Below are 21,914 nucleotides of genomic sequence, written 5' to 3' on the forward strand. Positions count from 1 at the left end.
TACATTTGGGAGGATAAAGATGATGAAAAAATATTTAGTAGGACTATTAACAATAGCTATGACGGCTTTAATTTTAGTGGGATGTTCCAATAATGCATCTGCAAGCGATAAAACTTTGAACGTGGGGATTTTGCAAATCGTACCGCATGGTTCGCTTGATGCCGCCAGAAAAGGCTTCAAGTCAGAGCTCAATAAAGAGGTAAAAGCTCACGATAAATCAATCAAAATCAACTATAACTATCAAAATGCTCAAGGAGATCAGTCGAATCTAAACTCGATGGCCCAACAGTTGACCCAAAAGAAAAACGATTTGATTCTAGGGATTGCCACACCATCAGCTCAAGCACTAGCTAAGAAAACTAAGACAACGCCAATCGTCGTTACAGCTGTCACTAATCTAAAGAGTGCCGGACTTGTCAAAAATGATGAAAAACCAGCAACTAATGTGACCGGTACGAAAGATTTGGGACCAGTGGATAAGCAACTCAAGCTGTTAAAATCTTTGACCAAAAACAATAAACCAATTGGCGTGATGTACAATTCTTCGGAAGAAAATTCCGTCTTGCAAGTCAAAATGGTTAAAAAATATGCTAAAAATCACAATTTGAAACTAAATATTGTCAGCGTTACTAGTACCAACGACGTTGCCAGTGCTGTTTCAGGAATGGCTGATAAGGTATCAGGAATCTATTTGCCAACCGATAATCTGATGGCTAGTTCAATGAAAACTATCGGCAAAAAAGCACAAGCGGCCAAACTTCCAGTCGTAACTGGTTCAATCGAAATGGCTGAAGATGGGGGAACAGCAACTTATGGCATCAACTATAACGATCTCGGCAAGCAAACGGCCAAGATGGCTTATCAAATTTTAATCAACAAAAAGAAGCCCCAAAATATGGCAGTAGAAACTTCACATACGTTGAGACTTTACGTTAATAAAAATAATGCTAAAGCACTCGGGATCAAGCCTGATAAAATTCAAAAACCATAGGAGGAAATTATGCTGATATCAAGTCTTGGACAAGGATTATTATGGGCGCCTTTAGCTATTGGCGTTTTCATAACTTTTAGAATTTTAGATATACCGGATTTAACGACCGAAGGCAGTTTTCCTTTTGGAGCTGCTGTGACAGTTAGCTTAATGGTCAAAGGACAATCGGCAATTATTGCTACTTTAGTCGGATTTTTAGCAGGTTGTCTGGCAGGATTCGTCACTGGAATTTTAGATACAAAGTTAAAGATACCTTCGCTTTTAGCGGGAATTCTCACAATGACTGGTTTGTATTCAATCAACATGCACATCATGGGAAAATCCAATGTGCCACTACTAAATGAAAAAGTGCTGACAGAATATTTGCCAATGAGTTTTAGTTTAGAGATGCAAACTATTATTTTAGGCATCATTGTTACAGGTATCGTTTTAATATTGCTTTATCTAATGTTTAAAACTAGATTAGGACTTTCTTTAATGGCAACAGGAAACAATAAAAACATGTCTGAAGCTAATGGTATTAATACAGACAATATGATTATCTTTGGATATATGATTTCAAACGGGATGATAGCTTTGTCAGGTGCTTTGATAGCTCAAAGTAACGGTTACGCTGACATCGGTATGGGAATTGGCACGATTGTCATTGGCTTGGCCTCAGTCTTAGTTGGAGAAATTTTCCTACGAGGTCACAGCATTTTGATTAGATTATTCGCTATGGTCCTAGGAGCAATCGTCTATCGTTTATTACTGACCGTTGCCATGGGACTAGGTTTTCCAGCCGATGACTTGAAGATTTTATCGGCAATTATCTTAGTAATCGTAATTTGTGTTCCTATCGTCCAAAATCGCATCAAGACGAAACGTCAATTAAAAAAATATCTCAAACAAATGGAGGCAACTAACGATGACAGTACTACAAGTCAAGCACCTGCAAAAAGTCTTCTTTCCCGGGACTGAGAATGAACGCCACGTTTTAAAAAATATCAACTTACAAGTCGATCAAGGAGATTTCATTTCAGTTATTGGAAATAATGGAGCCGGCAAGTCAACTTTATTAAATGCGATTGCTGGAACTTTAAAAGCTGACGCTGGAGAAATCGACCTCGAAAAACATAACGTTTCCAAAAAAACAGTTGCTTATCGTTCGCGCTACATGTCACGAGTGTTCCAAGACCCTAAGATGGGGACCGTAGGAGATTTGACGGTATTGCAAAATCTAATTTTAGCCAAAAGCCACACGCAAACGATTAATTTGAAGTGGTATCAGAAAAAAACTGATATTGTTTACTTCAAAGCTTTATTGGAATCACTCAATATGGGTCTCGAAAACTTTTTGGGAACGCAAGTTAAATATCTATCTGGTGGGCAAAGGCAAGCTTTATCGTTATTGATGGCGACTTTGAGCAAGCCAAAACTGCTTTTATTGGATGAACACACGGCAGCACTTGACCCCAAGACCAGTCAAGAAGTGATGAAGATAACTGAAAAAATCGTGACCAAAGAAAAATTGACCACGATGATGATTACTCACAAAATGACGGACGCCTTAAAATATGGCAATCGTTTGGTAATGATTCAAAATGGCCAAATCAAATTAGATGTTAAAGGCGAAGCAAAGAAGAATCTCGATGCTACGCAATTGTTGCAAAAATTTGAGTAAAATAAAAAACCAGTTGCTGAAGTAGGATTCAGTAACTGGTTTTACTTGTCTATAATCCACTATCAGGGGGGAAGGATGGATTATAAGATTGTTGTATTTAAGAATAATTTTTATACGAAGATTATTTATATAGGGGGGATAAGTTTTAAGGGCTTCTTGCTCTTTCAACTTACAAGTACATCATAACCAGTAAATGTGAAGAAAGTATGATGCCAATGTTCACAAATTGAGAAGTTTTTGATTATTCTAGATAAATTTTCTTCAAAGTATTGATTTCAGAGGAAGTTACCTTGAGTTCTTCTTTGATATACTTATCTAAACTGCCATACGATCTGTCGATTGTGTTTAGAGCAGTTGTTAAATAATTGTTGTGAACAGTCATTAAATCGCGAACGGAATTAAGTACTTCGGGTTCGTTATAGCCTTTAGCTTCTAGTTCACTGATCAAGTTATCGACATATTCTTTGTTAGCTACATTAGTCAACAAATAGTCTTCTTTGATGGTCTCCAAAGGAACGCCTAAAGCTTTGAGTAAGAAGACTGCTCCCATACCAGTTCTATCTTTACCAGCACTGCAGTGGAAGAGTAAGACTTCATTGTCGTTAACATTTAGTAATAATTGATTAAAGAATTTTCGATATGCGGCTTTAGCGGAATCTCCTGTGATAATATCACGGTAGACGTCCAACATGTGAGCGTAGCCGTTAGTAGGGTCGCCATTTATTTCAGGAATATAAGTTTCGCTTTGGACTTCAGAAGATTTAGTTTCATCTTCTTGGAAAACAGGGGCCCAAACGTAACGAACGCCTGCAGGCTTCTTGTCAGGCTTTGAGTCGACTTCTTGTTTTGAACGCAAATCGATATCGATTTTGAATCCATAATCTTTTAAGTAGTTAAGATCATTGTCTGTTAAATCGGATAAACCAGCTGATCTAAGAAGTTTGTGATACTTAACAGTTTTGCCGTCTTTTGTTTTATATCCGCCAAGTTCACGGAAATTAATGCCTTTTTCAAGGTCTAGAACACGTTTTTCTTCGTTAGCCATTCTTAATTACCTCGTTGTTTTTTCTAATTATTATTATAACAAAGGAAGAGTCATCCTAATCATGAAGTTTATTATTGCACCAGGAAAATACAGCAATCATATTACGACTAAAATTGGTCAAGCAATTTATAGCGGTATCGCCCGTGCATTACCAGATGCTCAAATTGCAACTATGCCTGTGACGGATAGTAAAGACGGCATGCCAGCATTGATCAATCATACTTTAGGTGGACAATGGGTCGAGATACCGTTTTTTGACGCCTTTTGGCAAAATAAAACCGGACGTTATTTGATAGCTAATATCGATAGTCAAGATACCGCTATTATGGACTCAGAGCAAGTAGTCGGCGTAGATTTAGCAAAAAATAAAACACGAAATGAATTGTTTCATGCGACAAGTTATGGTATTGGAGAATTTATTGTTGATACCGTAACTAGCGGCTTAAAGAATATCGTTCTCTGTTTAGGGAAGACGGCTGTGGCTGATGGTGGTCTAGGAGCTTTACAGGCGCTTGGAGCAAAGATTTATGATGAGGATAACCAATTGATTCCAGAAGGAGAAAATCCTTTGATAAGAGCATATCGGATAGATATGGAAGATGTTTACGAATTGCTCGGCAAACGGACGAAAATCACCGTTTTATTAAACTTTTCCACCACGCATAAATTGTGTGACACTGTTGAGTACTTGAACGAAACGCAGGAAAGTTTTTTGGAGGATAATTTGGTTTACGTTTCCGAAAAGCTGAATCAGAAGTATAATTTAGATATACACCCGATGCCACATTCAAACTCAATCAAGACATTGGCAGGGGCGTTTGCAATGATTAATGCACGAATTTTACGGTCATCGTTTGAGTGGGTCGCTAAGGTCACGGGCATGAATGAAACAATTCGTTCTGCCGATATTTTAATAACTGCGACTGACAAAATTTCGAAGGATTCGATGCACGATGATATTTTGTATCACTTGAGTCGAATGGCTGGTCTGGAAAAAGTTCCTACGTTTGTTTTGTGCAATAATTTTGTTGATGATTTTCAAAATTATGAACAAATGTTTACAGGGATTTTTTCGACGCAGATGACAGAATATGATGATGAAATCACTATTTTTGAAAACTATGAATCAGTAGCTAATCAATTAGCACGGACATTTTCGGCTTTTAAATGAGGTATTTTATTGAATAATAGATATGAATGCATTAATCTAAAAATAAAGGATTTTCAATAAGTGCATTGGAGGATTGAATTATGGAACAAGATTATAAGAAGATTTTAGTTCCCGTAGATGGATCAAAAGAAGCTGAAATGGCTTTTAAGAAAGCTATAAAAGTTGCACAAATGAATGGCGGACATGTAGATGTTTTAACTGTTCTGGATACGAAACAATTCATCGGATTGCATGGTGGCATGCTTAATGGAGACGTTATTTACCAACTTTCCGAAGATGCCCAAAAATATCTCAATGAATTAAAAGACGATGCTGTTAAAAATGGTTTCGATGAAAATAACATTGCCATTCACGTGCGTTTTGGAGAACCAAAGACAGTCATTTCTCAAGAATTCGTTGAAGAGTACGAAAATGATTTGATTATGATTGGTTCAACCGGTATGAATGCTGTAACTCGTCTCTTGGTCGGTTCAGTTTCTGAATATGTCACAAGAAATGCTAGAACAGATGTTATTATTGTCAGAACTGACATTGATAACAAGCGTTTGGCTGATAAGAAGAAACAATAAAAAAATAAGCTGGCTTTGGCCAGCTTTTTTGTTAGGAGAATTACTATGAGATGTCCTTGGGCTGATAGTTCCAAAGAAATGCAAGATTACCACGATAATGAATGGGGCAAAGTCAGTCACGACGAACGTTATTTCTTTGAGATGCTGACTTTAGAAGGTGCTCAAGCTGGTCTTTCTTGGGCGACAATTATCAAACGTCGCAAGACTTATAAAATAGCCTATGATAATTTTGATATAAAAAAAATTGCTAATTATGACCAAGCTAAACGGGATGCTCTATTGGAAGACAAAGGCATTATTCGCAATCGTTTGAAGGTCGATGCATCGATAAAAAATGCTAAATTGATTCAGGATATGCACCTTCGTGGCGAAAAATTTTCGGATTATATCTGGAATTTTGTCGACAATAAACCGATAATTAATCATTATAGTAGTCAAAGTGAAATGCCAGCACAGACTGAATTGTCACAAAAAATCAGCCGGGATTTAAAAAAGCGTGATTTCAAATTTGTCGGTCCAACAATCGTATATTCATTTCTACAAGCAGTTGGAGTGATTAATGATCACCTAGAGTCCTGTGATTTTAAATAAAAATTAGTATAATGGTATTAAAGACGGAGGATAACTATGGATTCTGAAACTATTAGCAATTTAGCCGATTGGCTTTATACAAACAGAAAGAAAATTGAAGATAAGTCACAAGAATTTGACGCCCAAAAGATTTATGACATCTTGGATTCACTTGGGGTTTTAAGAAAACCTATTAAAGAATATTTTGAAATGACTGAAGATGATTATTACCAAAATGAATCAGATCATCGTTTGACTTTACAAAATCCAGGGAACAAACTTAGCGAATTGCACGACCGCGTGCAAGTAAATCACGTTGATGGTTCTTTTGCAGGTCACGACATCAATTTTACTTATAATCACGAAGACCCATATGGAAAGGGAGATTATAAAGTTAAGACTGATGTGGACTTGATTGACTACTCATTCACGGTTATTGGTGCAGTTTACGATAATACAATTGTCGCCGATGTTAGAAATTCAATCTCAAAGGATGCTATTTTGTCTATCGGACTAGCAGCCAGAGCGGTTGAGGAATATTTGAAATGAAATTAATATCACTCAATGATTTGTCATTGAAAACTGAAGGCTACTTTGCATTTAAGCATGTAGCCTTTTCTTTATCTCAAAAGGAGATTATCGGTATCAACGGCGATAATGGTAGCGGTAAAACTTTACTTTTAGAGGCAATATCAGACAGAATAACGCCTGATAGCGGTGAACTTATGTACACACCGGGAGTAAGAATCGGTTACTTGCCCCAAGAAAACCCTCAACAAATTGATCAATCAGTCAAAAAATATTTAGAAGAAACCAGACGATTGTCGAAAAAATTGGCAGTTAGGACTGACCAATTGCAAGGGATGATTACATTTTTAGGCCTGACGCCTTATTTAGATCGACCAGTCTCTCAACTCTCAATTGGATTAAGAAGACGAATCGACTTTTTAGCAACTTTAGCCGGACATCCTAACGTCTTGTTGTTAGATGAGCCTTTTGTTTTTCAAACTAAGCAGACAATTTCGCAAATGTTAAAGCTGCTTCAAGATTTAAAGGACAATGGTTCCGGCATCATCATTGCAGCAACTAATTTTGACGATTCAGTTCAACAATATTTAGATAACGGCTATCTCATAAAGGACAATGCTTTGCAACAAATTCCTTACTTCCAGCAAAAAGAGCAGTGTCGATTATTATTTCGGATTAATCCAAATTCTTCAGCGATAACAAAGGACCTTGAAAAATACGTCACTGAAAACATCAACGATATGGTGGAATTGACGATTCCCTTAGCCTTAAAGGGTAGCTTGATTACGAAGATGGAACGACTCAATTATCATTTCGAGGGGGTAGAGTCTAGTGAAAATTAGAATACTTTTGAGAACTTATCTCCAATCACTCTTCCAAGATTTCTGGTATTTGACGATGCTCTTTAGTCTAATTGTCTTTGGCCTAACAGCTGAGCCGTTATTTAAAATTACGTCGATTAAAAAATTTAGCTTTTTATTAGTGGAAATCTTTTTTTTGGCACTCTTTTCAACCATGAATCTTTATTCTCGCGATGCTAAAGAGAACAAATATTTAAAAAAAAGGGTCAATAGTTATTTTGCAGATGCTTTCAGTCAATTTTTGGCGGCAGTAATCGTGAATCTTTTTTCAGGTATTTTGATTTTTATTTTTAGTTTGATTTTAAATCACAACTTTCTCTTTGATTTAAATGCTATCCTTGCTTTGATTTCGTGTGGCTTTTTAGGAAGTTCGATTGCAACTTTATTTAAGACCCAATGGTATAATCATCCCAATCTAGGTCAAGTCGGTATTTTGGTATTCACATATTTAGCTCTCACTGGAAGCGTGATTGAAATTTTGAGTACTGTACAATACGTCTTGCCACCATTGTCAAAAATGATTATAGCTTTGCAAAATAAGACGACGATTATTCATTTATTGCCAATTACAGGGCAGACATTTTTATATGGATTTGTTCTATTTGTTATTAGTAGTTTTATATATAGAAAAAATAAAAAAATTTGAGAAAAACTGTTGCAAAGAAGTGGATTTATCTGCTTTAATAGCCTGATGAAATAAGGAGGCTTTTGTTTTATGAGTAATATTTATTTACGCCAATCAATCCCTGACGACTTGCCAAAGATTGTTAATATTATCGAAGGTGCCAAAGAAACTCTCCGCAATCGTGGAGTTGCTCAATGGCAACAAGGTTATCCTGACGAAGCAATCCTCAGTCAAGACATTAACGAAAAGATTAGTTTCGTATTGATGTTAGACGGTGAAGTGGTCGGAACCGCTGCTTTGCAACAGGGTTATGATAAGAATTACCAAAAAATGACTACTGGTGCCTGGTCCAAAGATTCTGAAGTAACTTATTCAGTTATTCATCGAATCGCTGTCGAACCTGGACATCAAGGTCAACATCTTTCGGCGTCTTTAGTTCAACAACTTTTGACGATGTCATATTATTTAGGTTATCGCGATGTTAGAATTGATACACATCCAGATAATTTGGTGATGCAACATGTGATATCGAGCAATGGTTTTGTTGAAAAAGGCACTATCACTATGGATACGGATCACCGTATTCGTAAAGCGTATCAAATTCTCTTGAAATAAGCATAGAAGACTTTTTCTAAAGATATTTGATATATAATTGAGCCATAATAAGACCATCGTAAGGTGGTTTTTTTACTATATACAAATGTTTCACTAGTATTGGATATTGGAGAACAGTAAATTGAAGATTAAAAATATAACAGGCAAGATATTTTCACCAAGACGTTCAGAGATTGTATCAACGCAAACGGATAATTTTTTTAGAAAACTCAAGCCAAGACCTTATGTGGTCGATTATATTGAGGGTGTCTATAAAAATAGCGTCTTACCTAATGTAAATCAAGATACTCTAACGATTTCTGTTTTGACTGATACTCATGCTAAAGCTATTGCCAGTGCTTCATACTATGGTATCAATGGGATGCGGCATATTATTGAAGCCAATCAAGTTGCAACGGACGTTGGTTTAGACTTAAATGTTCACTTGGGCGATTTGATGGATGGCAGCGACAAACCTGAGATCAGTCGTGGTATTTTGAAATTTGCAGTGGAAAATTATCAAAAGAGCAAGCCACCATTTTACATTATCGAAGGCAATCACGATGAAAATGATAAGTACGATGAACATCGATTTTTCAAAACTGCTTCATTTCACCGTGATGATTATGATATGTTAGTAGCGAAGTATGATTTTGAACAACCTGAAATTTTTCGCTTGAATCAAGTTTCAAAAGTTGGTTGGTACGATAAAGGCGATGTCCGAATCATCTTCATTGATACCAGTGATATTCCTTATATTCTTAGTAACGGTTCTAAGAAATACGACTTCAAGAAAGTTAGAGGAGTCAGAGAACAACAACTGGAGGATTTGACCACTATTTTGGAGCAGTCGGTCGATAAGCACGTGGTTGTAATGGGCCACGCTAATATTATCAGTCCAAGTGGGCGCAGTGCCTTAAACTTCAATGGTGATTTAGTTCAACAATTATTAGTTGCGTTCAACAACAAAGCTTCTGGACAGTTGAAAAATGAATTAACAGGAGATTTTGGTGTAGATATTCGCTACGATTTCTCGTCTACCGGCATTTCTAAGGTAACGACTTATATTTGTGGACATATGCATTACGAAAAAAACTACAAAGTTTCTGAAATTAATCATATAATATTAAATTGTTCGGCCCTGATGGGGAAAAAGCATGGGTTGACGATGGACTATAACAAAAAATGGGACAGACGATACAATGAAATCTCTGAATTAGCAGGATATTTCATCAATATCGACCCGAAAAAATTACGCTTACAAATTTTTGGTTACGGAGCCGCAACAAGGTATGTAAGTTTTGAAATATAAGGGAGAATTTTTTTATGTGTGGAATTGTCGGATTCGTAGATAAAAACATCGCAGACAAGAAGCCTGTAATTGAAGCAATGATGGATACGATCAAGCACCGTGGTCCCAACAGTTCTGGTGAACTAGTGGAAAACGACACTGCTTTAGGTTTTCGTCGCTTGAGTATCATTGATATTAACAGTGGTATGCAACCTATCTATAACGAAGATAAATCAAAAGCCATTATCTTTAATGGTGAAATTTACAATTATCAAGATGTTAGAAAAGATTTAAAAGAAGCTGGACATATTTTCAGCACTGAAACAGATACAGAAGTTTTACTCCATGGTTTTGAGGAATGGGGTATCCAAGGATTATTGAAGAAAATCCGTGGAATGTTCGCCTTTGTCATTTATGACCTGAAGACTGGCGATATTACGGGTGCTAGAGACTTCTTTGGTATCAAACCTTTGTATTATTACAATCGTGAAGGTACATTTATTTTTGGTTCTGAAATCAAGTCTTTCTTGAAAGAGCCAAACTTTAAAAAAGAGCTCAATAAAGCTGCTCTAAAGCCTTATTTAACTTTCCAATATTCAGCTATGAATGAGACTTTCTTTAAGAATGTCTTCCGTATTCCTGAAGGCCACTACTTTACTTATAAAGATGGCAAATTAAGCATCAAGAAATATTGGGACATGGAATTCAAAGAAAACCACCTCTCATTTGAAGAAACGGTTAAACGAATTGATAGTTCATTGCGTGACTCAGTTAAGGAACATTCTATTAGTGATGTTCCAGTTGGCTCATTATTGTCCAGTGGGGTCGATTCCAGTTATGTTACAGCTATTTTGAAGCCACAACATACTTACTCGATTGACTTTGATACGAGTACTTATGAAGAGGGTACAGCCGCAAAACTCTTGGCTGATAAATTAGGCTTGGAAAATACTCGTGGTATCGTTACAAAAGAAGAGGCTGTTAAGTCGCTTCCTTTGATTCAGTACTACATGGATGAACCTGATGCCAACCCATCTTGCGTGCCGCTATACTTCCTAACTAAATTAGCGAGCCGCGACGTTACCGTTATACTTTCTGGTGAAGGTGCCGATGAGTTGTTTGCAGGATATGCTAACTATGGTTTCCATTCACATTCAAAGGCTATTCGTGTCGTTGCTGAAGATTTGAAGAAGTTGCCAAAAGGCGTTAAGTATCGCTTGGCTCATGGCTTGAAGAAGATGCCTAATTTCCCTGGTCGCTTGCACTTATATGAATCAACGGCTAAAGCTGAAGAATTCTTCATTGGTGAAGCTAAGATTTTCACTGAAAAAGAAGCAGCTGATTTAGTTAAACCTGAATTTGAAAAATCTCGATCGGTTAAGGATATCGTTATGCGCAGCTATCGCAAGGTCAGTGGTTATGACGATGAAGTTAAGAAGATGCAATATCTTGATTTCCATCAATTTATGTCAAATGACATTTTATTAAAAGCTGATCGTATGAGTATGGCTAATTCAATGGAATTACGTGTACCATTCTTGGATAAAGAAGTTGCTCGAGTAGCTTCTGGCGTTCCTACAAAATATCTTTTGAATAGCAAAGACAGCAAGTATGCGCTTCGTGTGGCTGCAGAACGTGCTTTGCCAGAAGAATGGGCTAAACGTGAAAAACTTGGCTTCCCAGTGCCAATCCGTGAATGGATTAGAACAAAAGAAGTTTATGAAGATTTCCGTAAGTTGTTCAGTTCTGACTTTGCAGGCGAATTCTTCAACCAAGATGCTATCTTGAAGATGCTAGATGGCTGTTACAAGGGTGAAAATGATGACCGCCGTAAGGTTTGGACAATCTATACCTTCCTAATTTGGTACAAAGTCTTCTTCATCGATGATGGTAAAAAGCCTGATGTCGATCCTCAAGTCGTTGTTCCTGAAACAAGCAAATAAGTTATTTTTTATTGAAGGCTATCAATTTAATCGTTAAATTGATAGTTTTTTTGTTATGATGGTCTTTAGTCATGACAAAAATGATTTGAAACATAATGAAAATTATATTTAAGCGTTATGACGGTACGGCCGATATATGATATAGTAATAAGTTGTCATCTAAGACCGAAATTAGATAAATTAAGAAAATAATAAACCCGCGAAATTAAATACCATTGGATGATTCAATGTGCTAAATTGAGTATGGTATAATTTTGTTTGAATTGTGTGTAATTTTAAGAATAGAATTTTAATATAGTAAGAGGTTGATCCCTATCGAAACTGAATCAGGAAAAAAATTCACGCCCATCCTTTTGGGTAGTGATATGAATGTTTACGGAATGGCTCGTGCTTTCCATGAACTTTATGGGGGCACTGTTAAGGCATATGCTGAAGTTCAATTGGCACCGACAAGATATACAAAAATCTTAGACTTAACACTTCACTCTGGATTTTCTGAAGACCCTGTTTTTATTGAAAAAATGCGAGAAATTGCTAAAGTTTATCAAAACCATAAGGAACCAGTTATTTTGATTGGTTGTGGGGATGGTTATGCTGAACTTATCAGTAAACACAAGGACGAGTTGTCAAAAACTTTTGTTTGTCCATACGTTGATTATGATTTGTTGAAATCCTTGAATAATAAAGAGAGTTTCTACAAAGTAGCGGATGAACACAATTTGCCACATCCTTTAACAAAAATTATCACTAAAGATATGTATGAAAATAAAAAAGATATGGATGTTCCATTCGATTTCCCCGTGGCATTAAAACCTGCCAATAGTGTCGAATGGTTGGACATTCATTTTGAAGGACGCAAGAAGGCCTTTACGATTCACTCTGAAAAGGAATACATGGATATTGTCGGTAAAATTTATGACAATGGTTATACTTCAGATTTGATTCTTCAAGACTTTATTCCTGGCGATGATTCCAACATGCGTGTTTTGAATGCTTATGTTGATCAAGAACATCACGTCAAGATGATGTGTTTAGGTCACCCAATTTTGGAGGACCCAACTCCACAATCAATTGGTAACTACGTTGCAATCATCCCCGAATTTAATCAGGATGTTTACGATTTAGTTCAAAAGTTCCTTGAAGATATCGAATTCACTGGCTATGCCAACTTCGATATGAAATATGACTCCCGTGATAAGACTTTCAAGTTCTTTGAAATCAATTTACGTCAAGGAAGAAGTAGCTTCTTCGTGACCCTCAATGGTTATAATCTTGCCAAATATGTAGTGGAAGATTATATTGAAGGTAGCTTAGAAAATACGCCAACAGTTTATGCCAATAAAAATAAGGCACAACATAAACTTTGGTTAGGAGTTCCTGTTAAAGTCTTCAATAAGTATGCAGCTAAAAATGATGCTACAGCTTATGCTGACGAGTTGATCAAACAAGATCGCATCGGAACGACTGTTTTCTATGATAAAGACAAATCCTTTAAACGCTGGTTGTTGTTGACTTACATGTTCCATAATTATGTAAAGAGATTCGACAAATACTTTGAAGCTAATAAAGGGCGCGACTTTAAATAACCGAGGGGGTTTTAGTAGATGGATGAATTAAAAGAATACGAAGTTAAAAAAATCGAGTATTCCAAGATTTTGATCTGTGTTGACTCAGATGATTTTGAGTCATCAAGAAATGCCTTTAACTATGCTTGCTCTTTAGCTAAGCATTATAATGCTGAACTAGGGATCGTTTCCGTATTGGAAACCGGTGATTTGAATATTTTCCAATCACTTGATCCAGAGGTATTGAACCAACGTCGTGAAGAAATTAAAGAATTGCTAGAAGTCTATGGCAAAAAGGCCAAGGAATATGGCGTTCAAGATGTTCACATGCTGGTAACCGAGGGTGGACCTGGAGCAGTTATTACTGAAAAAGTTATTCCTAAGTTTCAACCTGATTTGGTTATTGTTGGGGTTGAAAAGAAGAACCGGACACGTAATACAATTGGTTCGCAAGCTGCAAAGATTGTTAACAATTCTAATGTCTCGGTCAGTGTCATCAGATAGATAGTTTTAAAATTTTTAAATAAAAATAGTGGACAGCCAACAGGTTTGTCCGCTTTTTTGTAGGATTCATAATTATTCTAATAAAATATAATTAGTGATATAGTAGTCTCTAAAAATAACATGGCGGTGAATGATATTGTTTATGAGTAAAGTTATCGGCGGCGCAGGGGATATGATCGATGCCAAGCCTGCCGATTATAAAGATAATTTGTATTTGGTTGTAAATGGAGCTTGGCAAGAAAAAGCAACTATCCCAGCTGATAAGCCACGTACAGGTGGTTTCATGGATCTTGACGAGGGTGTTGAAAAAGCACTCATGAAAGATTTCCATGAGTTTGCAAATAATGAAAGTGAAATTAAGGATGATTTGATTTTGCAGGCGATAAAATTGTATCGTCTTGCCAACAACGCTGATCATTTAAGCAAGTTTCACCAACAACCAATTTTAAAAGATATGCAACGTATTAGTGACCTTTCATCACTACAAGATTTGAGTGACAATTTGGCCACTTTATCTAAGAATGGTTTTGCTTTGCCTATCGATATCGGTATTGATGCTGATATGAAGGATACTGCCAAAAATGTCGTCTACGTTCAAGGTGCTAGTTTGATTTTGCCTGATAAGACTTACTATGATGAGAAAAATGAATCTGGTAAGCAATTGTTGGCTAAATATGCTGAAGTAGCTAGTCGCTTGTTGTCGATGATTGGCTACAAGTTGGACGAAGCTAAGTCAATTGTAAAAAAGGCTTTGGCATTTGATAGGTCATTAGTTCCTATTGTAAAGAGTTCAGAAGAGTGGGCCGACTATACGAAAGTTTATAATCCTATGAAATTTTCCGAATACATCACTAAGTCGGATAACTTGGATTTGAAGAGCTTAGTAGTCGACTTAATCAACGACACGCCTGACAAGGTTATTATTGAAGAACCAAGATATTTGGAAAATTTGAATAAGCTAGTCAACGAAGATACTTTTGACAATATTAAAGCCTGGATGATGGTTAAATTCGTTACTTCCAGAGCTTCAATTTTGGATGAAGAATTCCGTCAAACTATTGGAGAATATAATTTGGCGATGAGCGGTGCCAAAGAACTTCAAAATAGAACAAAGTATGCTTATCACTTGGCAGCTGGTATCTTCAGTGAAGTTATCGGTGTTTATTATGGTAAGAAATACTTTGGTGAAGCTGCTAAAGATGATGTTCGCAATATGGTCAAGAAGATGATTTCAATTTACGAACAAAGAATCAACGCTAACACTTGGTTAGGCGAAGATACAAAGAAAAAAGCTATCGTCAAATTGGATAAGATTGTGGTCAAAGTCGGCTATCCCGATAAAATTCAAGACCTCTATCATAAATTTGAAATCAATGAAAATGATTCATTGTATGATAACCTTTCTCGCATCTACAAGATTATGACTCAAGATTCCTTGGATCAATATCACAAACCAGTTGACCGCAACAAGTGGGTCATGCCAGGACACATGGTCAATGCATGTTACGACCCAACTAGAAATGACATCACCTTCCCAGCAGCTATCTTGCAAGCTCCATTCTATAGTTTGGAACAAACAAGCAGCGAAAATTATGGTGGAATCGGAGCCGTAATCGCCCACGAAATATCTCACGCCTTTGATAACAACGGAGCTCAATTCGATGAGTTCGGTAACATGAATAATTGGTGGACTAAAGACGATTACGCAAAATTCAAGACTTTGACACAAAAAATGATTGACCAATTCGACGGCATCCCATATGCCGGTGGCAAAGTTAACGGTAAGTTAGTAGTCAGCGAAAACGTAGCCGATGTCGGTGGACTAAGATGTGCTCTAGAAGCAGCCAAATCAGAAAATGACTACGACGCCAAGAAATTCTTCATCAACTGGTCCAGAGTATGGCGCTTGAAAGCTACAAAACAATTCAACGAACTACTACTATCAACAGACGTCCACGCCCCAGGTCCATTACGTGCCAACGTACAAGCACAAAACATGGATGAATTCTATGATGCCTTTGACGTTAAAGAAAGCGATGGAATGTGGTTGGATGAAGATAAGAGAGTTAACATTTGGTAAAACCAGAGAGCGGAGCAAGCCCGGGAGCTACCGAGGATTAAGACAATTTCACGAAGTGCTCGCGTATTTTGCGAGCAGTTTGGGAAATAGGCTTAACCGGAAGTAGCTGGCTTGTGGAGCTCGTTTCAACTAGAGAGTGCAAGTGGGACGTTCAGCCCGCGGAGCCTAAGACAATTTTGCGACTTGGCTGCGAAGCAGACGAGACGTGAAATAGCCTTAGGTGTAGAGGGTTGTCCCACTGTAACTCGTTTCCACTATATAGCCAGAAACATTGGTTATTCAACAAAAAATAAAAATTAGGCATGGCAATCAATCCCAAAAAAATTGATTACCATGCCTATTTATTTACCCAGAAATAACTTTTTGCAAAAAAATATTTAGAATTTTTTGTTATGAATTCGTTTTCCGATATAATAAGACTAATAAGAAAGGTGAGGGAAAAATGGCATATATCGAAGTCAGAAATGAATCAAAAAAATATCAAATGGGTGAAACGACCATCATGGCCAATGACAAGTTAACCTTTGATGTTGAACAAGGAAAACTGACAGTTATTCTAGGACCCAGTGGTGCTGGTAAATCAACTGTTCTAAATATTCTCGGTGGGATGGACACACCAAGCGACGGGCAGGTAATAATCGACGGCACTGATATAGCCAAATTTTCTGAACGCGAATTGACAACTTATCGTCGAAATGACGTTGGTTTTATCTTCCAATTTTATAATTTAATTCCTAACTTGACGACAAAAGAAAATGTTGAATTAGCCTCAGCAATCGTCAAAGACGCACTTGATGCAACGCAAACATTGAAATCCGTTGGCTTGGAGAATCGAATCGACAACTTTCCTTCTCAATTATCAGGTGGAGAGCAGCAACGTGTCGCTATTGCTAGAGCTTTAGCCAAAAATCCTAAGTTGTTGCTTTGTGATGAACCTACTGGAGCTTTGGATTATGAAACTGGAAAACAAGTTTTGACTTTGCTTCAGGATGCTAGTTATAAGAACAATAAGACAGTTATCGTTATTACTCACAATTCAGCCTTAGCCAAGATGGCTGATCGCGTGATTCGGATTCATGATGCTAAGGTCCAATCAATTGAAGATAACGACAATCCTACACCAGTCAAAGAAATCGAATGGTAGGTGATTAGATGAATCCGTTAACGAGAAATATGTGGCGTGATATTAGAAAATCTAAAGGGCGCTTCATTGCTATTATTTTGATTATCTTGCTGGGAGTTTTGATATTTGTCGGCGTCAAAGCTGCCGGTCCCAGTTTGAACGATTCTTTGAATAAGACGGTGGCCGATAAAAACTTGTCCGATATTCAAGTTATGTCGACGACTGGATTTGATAAAAAAGACTTGAAGCTTGCTCGCAAAGTTCCTGGAGCTCAAGTTGAATCGACCAAGTTCAAATACGCCATTGGTGGCAAGAGTAAAGTTGCCGTAGCATTATATGGTTATGACAAATCGGCTAAACAAAATCAATTGATTATGAGAAGCGGCCGTTTGCCTAAAAATAAGAACGAGATTGTTTTAGATAAAAATGCTAAAAGTGAATATGGCTACAAATTAGGACAACAATTTAAATTCGGCAGCGATGCTGATTTGAAACAAAAATCTTATAAAATTGTTGGTTTCGCTGATTCGCCACAATATATCGATAACCAATCACGTGGCTCGACTAATATCGGCGATGGACAAGTGCAGTTGTTTGCTTATATTCCAAAGCAACAGATGAATTTGTCGACAGCGACTGTTTTGAATTTGCATTTCAATTCGCTTAAAGATAAAAATACTTTCAGTAAAAGTTACAAAGATACCGTTGCTAAAAAAATGAAGTTACTGAAAAAGCAATTCAAGAATCGAGCTGACCAAAGAAGCAAGAACTTGTCAGCAGATGGCTTGAAAACTTTAAAACAGCAACAAACATTAGTCGATCAAATGAAACAAGTCGACCCTAGTGCAGCTGCTCGTCAACAGGCAAGGTTAGTAGCTGCTAAAGCCAAGTTGATGCATCAAACTAAGACGACTTATACTTGGCAGACCAGAGACGACTTAGCTGGATTTTCGGCTTATGGAGAGAGTTCTGATCGTATCGCTGCGATTGCTAACGTCTTTCCGGTTTTCTTCTTCTTGATTGCTGCTTTGATAACCTTCACGACGATTACGCGGATGGTCGAAGAAGCAAGAAGTGAGATTGGGACTTTCAAAGCCCTTGGTTATACGAAGTGGGAGATTGCTAAAAATTACTATTATTATGCAATTTCTGCTGGAATGATTGGTGCTATCTTAGGTGCCATTATTGGAAACGAGACTTTGCCAAGAATCGTTTTGGCATTGTACAAGCAATATCTTCCTTTGGATTGGGTTGTGACCCTGCAGTGGCAAACGATTTTAATTGCCATCGTCTTTTCACTGATAGCAACCTTAGGAGCTGCGATTATCGTTATTCGCAAGGAACTAGTCGAAGGGCCAGCTGCTTTGATGTTGCCAAAGGCTCCTAAATCAGCTAAAAAGATTTTACTTGAACGCATCAAGCCTTTATGGAATCACTTGAGTTTCAATAGCAAAGTCAGTTATCGCAATCTGTTCCGTTTCAAATCGCGGATGTTTATGACGATTATCGGGATTGCCGGAGGAACTGCTTTGATTTTAACTGGTTTTGGGATTCAAAATTCTATTGCTGCAAGTGGTAATCAACAGTATTCAGATATTTTTGATTACCAAGCCATTGTCAAAATGAATGATCAAGCTGATTATTCTAAAGTAGATAAAATTTTGCAAAAGAACGACCAGTATCAAAGTAATACTGCCATCAATTCGACGACTGCCAAGTTGACGGCTAATAAAGACCAAGTTAATGATGTAAATATTTATACGCCTAAATCTATCAGTGAATTCAAAAAATACGTTCACCTCGGAACTAATTTAAAGAAAAACGACGTAGTTTTATCTAAGAAGACAGCACAGTTACTGAATGTTAAAGCTGGCGATAAAATTTCCGTTAAGAGAACTGGTGGCAAGAAGGTCAGTTTTAAAGTTAAGGCAATTACTAGAAACTACATCGGACATTTCTTATATTTAAGTCCGAAAGCTTACCAAAAACACTTTAATGAAGAACTTTCAGCTAATACCTTGTTATTGCACTTGCAAAAACAAACTAAGTCTCAACGTAAGAGTTTAGCTAATAAGTTGTTGAATTCTGGTGAGGTAATGGGCACGAGTTACACGAAAGATGTTTTGAACACAGTTTCTAAGATGTCGTCTTCATTGAAACCGATTGTTTTAATTTTCATTCTTTTGTCGGGAATTTTGTCCTTTGTTGTCTTGTATAATTTGACTAATATTAACGTTTCTGAAAGAATTCGCGAATTGTCAACGATTAAGGTTTTAGGGTTTTATAATAATGAAGTTACGATGTATATTGTTAGAGAAAACATTATTTTAACGATTGTCGGAATTATTGTTGGCTATGGGGTTGGAAACTTGCTGACAGCTTATATCCTGAATCAAGCTGCGACTGAGCAAGTTATTTTCCCACTGACGATTAATTGGACAGGTTATGTGACCGCAACTTGTTTGATGATAGTCTTTACAGCTATTGTCATGCTGGTTACGCACAAGAAATTGCAACACATCGATATGATCGGTGCGTTAAAATCTAATGAATGATTGAGGTTATTATTATGAGTCTTGAAAATGATAGGGTGCTAGTTATCGGCGGAACTTCTGGATTTGGCAAAGAGGTCGCTATTATGGCACAACATAAAGATGCTGATGTTTACGTCATTGGACGTGATCAAGAACGAGTGAATCAATTGCGATTTGATGACAATATCCAAGGCAGTTCATTAGATGCACAGGATAAAGACCAGTTGAACCACTTTTTTGAAAAATATGGTTCCTTCGACCACATCGTATCGATGCTCGGAGGCGCTATGGGTGGCGGTTTCTTAGATAGTTCCATCGATGTGATTAGAAAAGCGATTGAAGATAAGTTCTTTGCCAATTTACAGTTGGTGCAAATTGCCAGCAAACATTTGAAGGATAACGGCTCAATCATTTTGACTTCTGGTTCTGGCGGACATCCCTATGACGCTTCTGGTGCCATTATCGGCAATCAGGCTATCAACACGATGGTTGAAGGAGTAGCAGTCGAATTAGCACCTCATAATCGCATCAACGCCGTTTCACCAACTTGGACGCCCACTGGTCTTTGGCGTGATTTGAATTCCAAGCAATTGTCCAAACAAGAAGATAATGTTGCTGAAAATATTCCTTTAGGCCGAGTGGCTAAAATCGAAGAAGTTGCGTCTGCTTATATCTATTTAATGGAAAATGATTTCATCACTGGTCAAGTTATAAAAGTCGATGGTGGAGTTGATTTATAAAAGGTGTTAAACTTAGAGCTGACTTCAAGCAGAGGTGAAATAAATGCCTATTAAATCAGTTCCAGAAACAGGTAAATATCGGATTAGCGAGTTTGCCGAAATCGTTGGTTTAAATAGTCCAACGCTTCGGTATTATGAAAAAGAAGGTCTCATCAAACCGTATCGGACAAAAAATGGTATCCGTTACTATACGCAAAAAGATGTCAGTTGGGTCAATTTCTTGATGCATTTGAAGAGTACTGGGATGACTATCGAACAGTTGAAACGTTATGTTCATTTACGTGCTCAAGGCGATTCAACTATCAATCAACGAATCGAGCTTTTGGAAGAAGTCCGCAAAAATTTTGAGGTCGAATACCGTCGTCTTCAAGAGGGATGGACTATCTTAAATGACAAACTTGATTGGTACAAGGATAAAGCTGGCGGTCACATTGAAGATAGTGAGAGCTTCTCAGAGTATTTGAAGTCGCTAAATCACGATTATTTAGAAGAAAATACGCAAAAAGAATCTGAATCGTAAAAAAATCAGATTCTTTTTTTGTTTCCCTTGACTTAAAGTCGACTTTAAGTTGTTTAATATACTTATCAACACAAAACGAGGAGGAATTAAATCATGGCAAAACAAACAGCAGGACATGATATGCTTGGCGATTTTGCACCACAATTTGCAGAATTAAACGATGATGTATTATTTGGTGAAGTTTGGAGCAAGGAATCTGAACTTTCTGCACATGATCGTTCTCTAATCACAATTGCAAGTATTATTTCAGCTGGAAATATCGAGCAATTGGATGCTCACTTAAAAATTGGTAAGAAAAATGGCATTACTAAGGATGAAATCGTTGCTGAAATCACTCATCTAGCATTTTATGCTGGTTGGCCAAAGGCTTGGAGTGCATTCAACCGCGCTAAAGAAATCTGGAAGGAAGATAAATAAGTATGGCAAAAAATGAAGATCTCAAAACAAATGGAGTTTTCCCAACTGGTGAAAAAAATGAAGCTTACGCCCAATATTTCATCGGTCAAAGTTATTTACAAAAATTAGTTAGTTCAGAAGATAATATCGACTTTGGTGTCAGCAATGTTACTTTTGAACCAGGCTGTCGCAATGACTGGCACATTCACCACAACGGTTTTCAAATTCTTTTGGTTACTGGTGGCGAAGGCTGGTATCAAGAATGGGGCAAACCTGCACAATTACTTAAAAAAGGCGACGTCGTTGTAATTAAAGAAGGCGTTAAGCACTGGCATGGAGCAACTAAAGACAGTTGGTTCAGTCATGTTGCAATTACTAAAGGTAATTCAGAATGGCTTGAAAAGGTTACTGATGAAGACTACAACAAGTTATCAGACTAATATTTTAGAAAAATAAATCCGTTCCTAATTCGTTATGAAGTGAACCCTCCTAGTTGGAGTAATCCAACGGGAGGGTTTTCTTTGTTTTCAAAAGATATTAAATTGGCTTGTATAACAGATGTTAATAATGGGTTGCCTATTGTACAAGCTATGAAAAAATAT

At 37.1% G+C, this 21,914-nt stretch carries 22 protein-coding genes; 21 read left to right on the plus strand and 1 reads right to left on the minus strand.

What is annotated here, in order from left to right; all coding sequences use genetic code 11:
• Window positions 1-22: 22 nt before the first annotated feature.
• Genes FHL05_RS00935 through FHL05_RS00945 form a run of 3 tightly spaced genes read left to right on the plus strand, consistent with a single transcriptional unit; the run spans window position 23 to window position 2,654 of the window.
• The gene (locus FHL05_RS00935) at window positions 23-991 is read left to right on the plus strand and encodes an ABC transporter substrate-binding protein (RefSeq protein WP_153385436.1); all 969 of its coding nucleotides are present in this window, start codon (window positions 23-25) and stop codon (window positions 989-991) included.
• 9 nt (window positions 992-1,000) lie between these two features.
• Window positions 1,001-1,951, plus strand: coding sequence for an ABC transporter permease (locus tag FHL05_RS00940; protein WP_153385414.1), 951 nt, complete (start codon window positions 1,001-1,003; stop codon window positions 1,949-1,951).
• The gene (locus FHL05_RS00945) at window positions 1,899-2,654 is read left to right on the plus strand and encodes an ABC transporter ATP-binding protein (RefSeq protein WP_153521814.1); all 756 of its coding nucleotides are present in this window, start codon (window positions 1,899-1,901) and stop codon (window positions 2,652-2,654) included. Before FHL05_RS00940 ends, FHL05_RS00945 begins: the two co-directional genes overlap by 53 nt.
• Window positions 2,655-2,895: 241 nt before the next feature.
• Here FHL05_RS00945 and FHL05_RS00950 read toward each other — a convergent pair whose 3' ends face one another.
• Window positions 2,896-3,699 (minus strand): tyrosine-protein phosphatase, encoded by an 804-nt coding sequence (locus FHL05_RS00950; protein WP_153521816.1) that lies wholly within the window; start codon window positions 3,697-3,699, stop codon window positions 2,896-2,898.
• 61 nt (window positions 3,700-3,760) lie between these two features.
• Between FHL05_RS00950 and FHL05_RS00955 the strand changes: the two genes are divergently transcribed.
• The 18 genes from FHL05_RS00955 (at window position 3,761) to FHL05_RS01040 (ending at window position 21,752) form a co-directional block, all read left to right on the plus strand.
• Window positions 3,761-4,870, plus strand: a complete 1,110-nt coding sequence (locus FHL05_RS00955; protein ID WP_153385417.1) for a glycerate kinase — start codon at window positions 3,761-3,763, stop codon at window positions 4,868-4,870.
• Between the two features lie 80 nt (window positions 4,871-4,950).
• A complete protein-coding gene (locus FHL05_RS00960) occupies window positions 4,951-5,439 on the plus strand; it encodes a universal stress protein (RefSeq protein WP_153385418.1) in 489 nt (162 codons plus the stop codon).
• Window positions 5,440-5,484: 45 nt separating this feature from the next.
• Window positions 5,485-6,030, plus strand: coding sequence for a DNA-3-methyladenine glycosylase I (locus FHL05_RS00965; protein ID WP_153385419.1), 546 nt, complete (start codon window positions 5,485-5,487; stop codon window positions 6,028-6,030).
• A gap of 36 nt (window positions 6,031-6,066) precedes the next feature.
• Window positions 6,067-6,558, plus strand: a complete 492-nt coding sequence (locus FHL05_RS00970; RefSeq protein WP_153385420.1) for a hypothetical protein — start codon at window positions 6,067-6,069, stop codon at window positions 6,556-6,558.
• The gene (locus FHL05_RS00975) at window positions 6,555-7,379 is read left to right on the plus strand and encodes an ATP-binding cassette domain-containing protein (protein WP_153385421.1); all 825 of its coding nucleotides are present in this window, start codon (window positions 6,555-6,557) and stop codon (window positions 7,377-7,379) included. The genes FHL05_RS00970 and FHL05_RS00975 overlap by 4 nt, the downstream gene beginning before the upstream one ends.
• Window positions 7,369-8,043 carry a hypothetical protein gene (locus FHL05_RS00980; RefSeq protein ID WP_153385422.1) on the plus strand — a complete coding sequence of 225 codons (675 nt, stop codon included), beginning with the start codon at window positions 7,369-7,371 and terminating at the stop codon, window positions 8,041-8,043. The genes FHL05_RS00975 and FHL05_RS00980 overlap by 11 nt, the downstream gene beginning before the upstream one ends.
• Before the next feature lie 69 nt (window positions 8,044-8,112).
• A complete protein-coding gene (locus FHL05_RS00985) occupies window positions 8,113-8,637 on the plus strand; it encodes a GNAT family N-acetyltransferase (protein WP_153385423.1) in 525 nt (174 codons plus the stop codon).
• A 121-nt stretch (window positions 8,638-8,758) separates the two neighbouring features.
• Window positions 8,759-9,928, plus strand: coding sequence for a metallophosphoesterase family protein (locus FHL05_RS00990; RefSeq protein WP_153385424.1), 1,170 nt, complete (start codon window positions 8,759-8,761; stop codon window positions 9,926-9,928).
• Window positions 9,929-9,942: 14 nt separating this feature from the next.
• Window positions 9,943-11,850, plus strand: a complete 1,908-nt coding sequence (asnB, locus tag FHL05_RS00995; RefSeq protein WP_153385425.1) for an asparagine synthase (glutamine-hydrolyzing) — start codon at window positions 9,943-9,945, stop codon at window positions 11,848-11,850.
• Between the two features lie 365 nt (window positions 11,851-12,215).
• Window positions 12,216-13,436, plus strand: a complete 1,221-nt coding sequence (locus FHL05_RS01000; protein ID WP_153385437.1) for a carboxylate--amine ligase — start codon at window positions 12,216-12,218, stop codon at window positions 13,434-13,436.
• Between the two features lie 18 nt (window positions 13,437-13,454).
• Window positions 13,455-13,919, plus strand: a complete 465-nt coding sequence (locus tag FHL05_RS01005) for a universal stress protein (RefSeq protein WP_153385426.1) — start codon at window positions 13,455-13,457, stop codon at window positions 13,917-13,919.
• A 142-nt stretch (window positions 13,920-14,061) separates the two neighbouring features.
• Window positions 14,062-15,999: a M13 family metallopeptidase gene (locus tag FHL05_RS01010; protein WP_153521818.1), complete on the plus strand. Its 1,938-nt coding sequence runs from the start codon at window positions 14,062-14,064 to the stop codon at window positions 15,997-15,999.
• Between the two features lie 442 nt (window positions 16,000-16,441).
• Entirely contained in the window at window positions 16,442-17,143 is a 702-nt protein-coding gene (locus tag FHL05_RS01015; RefSeq protein WP_153385428.1) for an ABC transporter ATP-binding protein, read from the plus strand.
• An 8-nt stretch (window positions 17,144-17,151) separates the two neighbouring features.
• A complete protein-coding gene (locus FHL05_RS01020; protein ID WP_153385429.1) occupies window positions 17,152-19,677 on the plus strand; it encodes an ABC transporter permease in 2,526 nt (841 codons plus the stop codon).
• An 8-nt stretch (window positions 19,678-19,685) separates the two neighbouring features.
• Complete coding sequence (locus tag FHL05_RS01025) at window positions 19,686-20,396, plus strand: SDR family oxidoreductase (RefSeq protein ID WP_162853721.1); 711 nt, start codon at window positions 19,686-19,688, stop codon at window positions 20,394-20,396.
• Between the two features lie 43 nt (window positions 20,397-20,439).
• Window positions 20,440-20,916 (plus strand): MerR family transcriptional regulator, encoded by a 477-nt coding sequence (locus FHL05_RS01030; protein WP_153385431.1) that lies wholly within the window; start codon window positions 20,440-20,442, stop codon window positions 20,914-20,916.
• A 93-nt stretch (window positions 20,917-21,009) separates the two neighbouring features.
• A complete protein-coding gene (locus FHL05_RS01035) occupies window positions 21,010-21,333 on the plus strand; it encodes a carboxymuconolactone decarboxylase family protein (RefSeq protein ID WP_153385432.1) in 324 nt (107 codons plus the stop codon).
• A gap of 2 nt (window positions 21,334-21,335) precedes the next feature.
• Window positions 21,336-21,752: a cupin domain-containing protein gene (locus tag FHL05_RS01040; RefSeq protein WP_153385433.1), complete on the plus strand. Its 417-nt coding sequence runs from the start codon at window positions 21,336-21,338 to the stop codon at window positions 21,750-21,752.
• The last annotated feature ends 162 nt before the right edge of the window (window positions 21,753-21,914 follow it).

Source organism: Companilactobacillus halodurans (genome assembly GCF_009600995.1).
Taxonomy (GTDB): domain Bacteria; phylum Bacillota; class Bacilli; order Lactobacillales; family Lactobacillaceae; genus Companilactobacillus; species Companilactobacillus halodurans.

What these genes read in the sequence shown, in the direction of transcription:
- FHL05_RS00935 (WP_153385436.1), top strand. Translation starts at nt 23, where the DNA reads ATGAAAAAATATTTAGTAGGACTATTAACAATAGCTATGACGGCTTTA.
- FHL05_RS00940 (WP_153385414.1), top strand. Translation starts at nt 1,001, where the DNA reads ATGCTGATATCAAGTCTTGGACAAGGATTATTATGGGCGCCTTTAGCT.
- FHL05_RS00945 (WP_153521814.1), top strand. Translation starts at nt 1,899, where the DNA reads ATGACAGTACTACAAGTCAAGCACCTGCAAAAAGTCTTCTTTCCCGGG.
- FHL05_RS00950 (WP_153521816.1), bottom strand. Translation starts at nt 3,699, where the DNA reads ATGGCTAACGAAGAAAAACGTGTTCTAGACCTTGAAAAAGGCATTAAT.
- FHL05_RS00955 (WP_153385417.1), top strand. Translation starts at nt 3,761, where the DNA reads ATGAAGTTTATTATTGCACCAGGAAAATACAGCAATCATATTACGACT.
- FHL05_RS00960 (WP_153385418.1), top strand. Translation starts at nt 4,951, where the DNA reads ATGGAACAAGATTATAAGAAGATTTTAGTTCCCGTAGATGGATCAAAA.
- FHL05_RS00965 (WP_153385419.1), top strand. Translation starts at nt 5,485, where the DNA reads ATGAGATGTCCTTGGGCTGATAGTTCCAAAGAAATGCAAGATTACCAC.
- FHL05_RS00970 (WP_153385420.1), top strand. Translation starts at nt 6,067, where the DNA reads ATGGATTCTGAAACTATTAGCAATTTAGCCGATTGGCTTTATACAAAC.
- FHL05_RS00975 (WP_153385421.1), top strand. Translation starts at nt 6,555, where the DNA reads ATGAAATTAATATCACTCAATGATTTGTCATTGAAAACTGAAGGCTAC.
- FHL05_RS00985 (WP_153385423.1), top strand. Translation starts at nt 8,113, where the DNA reads ATGAGTAATATTTATTTACGCCAATCAATCCCTGACGACTTGCCAAAG.
- asnB (WP_153385425.1), top strand. Translation starts at nt 9,943, where the DNA reads ATGTGTGGAATTGTCGGATTCGTAGATAAAAACATCGCAGACAAGAAG.
- FHL05_RS01000 (WP_153385437.1), top strand. Translation starts at nt 12,216, where the DNA reads ATGAATGTTTACGGAATGGCTCGTGCTTTCCATGAACTTTATGGGGGC.
- FHL05_RS01005 (WP_153385426.1), top strand. Translation starts at nt 13,455, where the DNA reads ATGGATGAATTAAAAGAATACGAAGTTAAAAAAATCGAGTATTCCAAG.
- FHL05_RS01010 (WP_153521818.1), top strand. Translation starts at nt 14,062, where the DNA reads ATGAGTAAAGTTATCGGCGGCGCAGGGGATATGATCGATGCCAAGCCT.
- FHL05_RS01015 (WP_153385428.1), top strand. Translation starts at nt 16,442, where the DNA reads ATGGCATATATCGAAGTCAGAAATGAATCAAAAAAATATCAAATGGGT.
- FHL05_RS01020 (WP_153385429.1), top strand. Translation starts at nt 17,152, where the DNA reads ATGAATCCGTTAACGAGAAATATGTGGCGTGATATTAGAAAATCTAAA.
- FHL05_RS01030 (WP_153385431.1), top strand. Translation starts at nt 20,440, where the DNA reads ATGCCTATTAAATCAGTTCCAGAAACAGGTAAATATCGGATTAGCGAG.
- FHL05_RS01035 (WP_153385432.1), top strand. Translation starts at nt 21,010, where the DNA reads ATGGCAAAACAAACAGCAGGACATGATATGCTTGGCGATTTTGCACCA.
- FHL05_RS01040 (WP_153385433.1), top strand. Translation starts at nt 21,336, where the DNA reads ATGGCAAAAAATGAAGATCTCAAAACAAATGGAGTTTTCCCAACTGGT.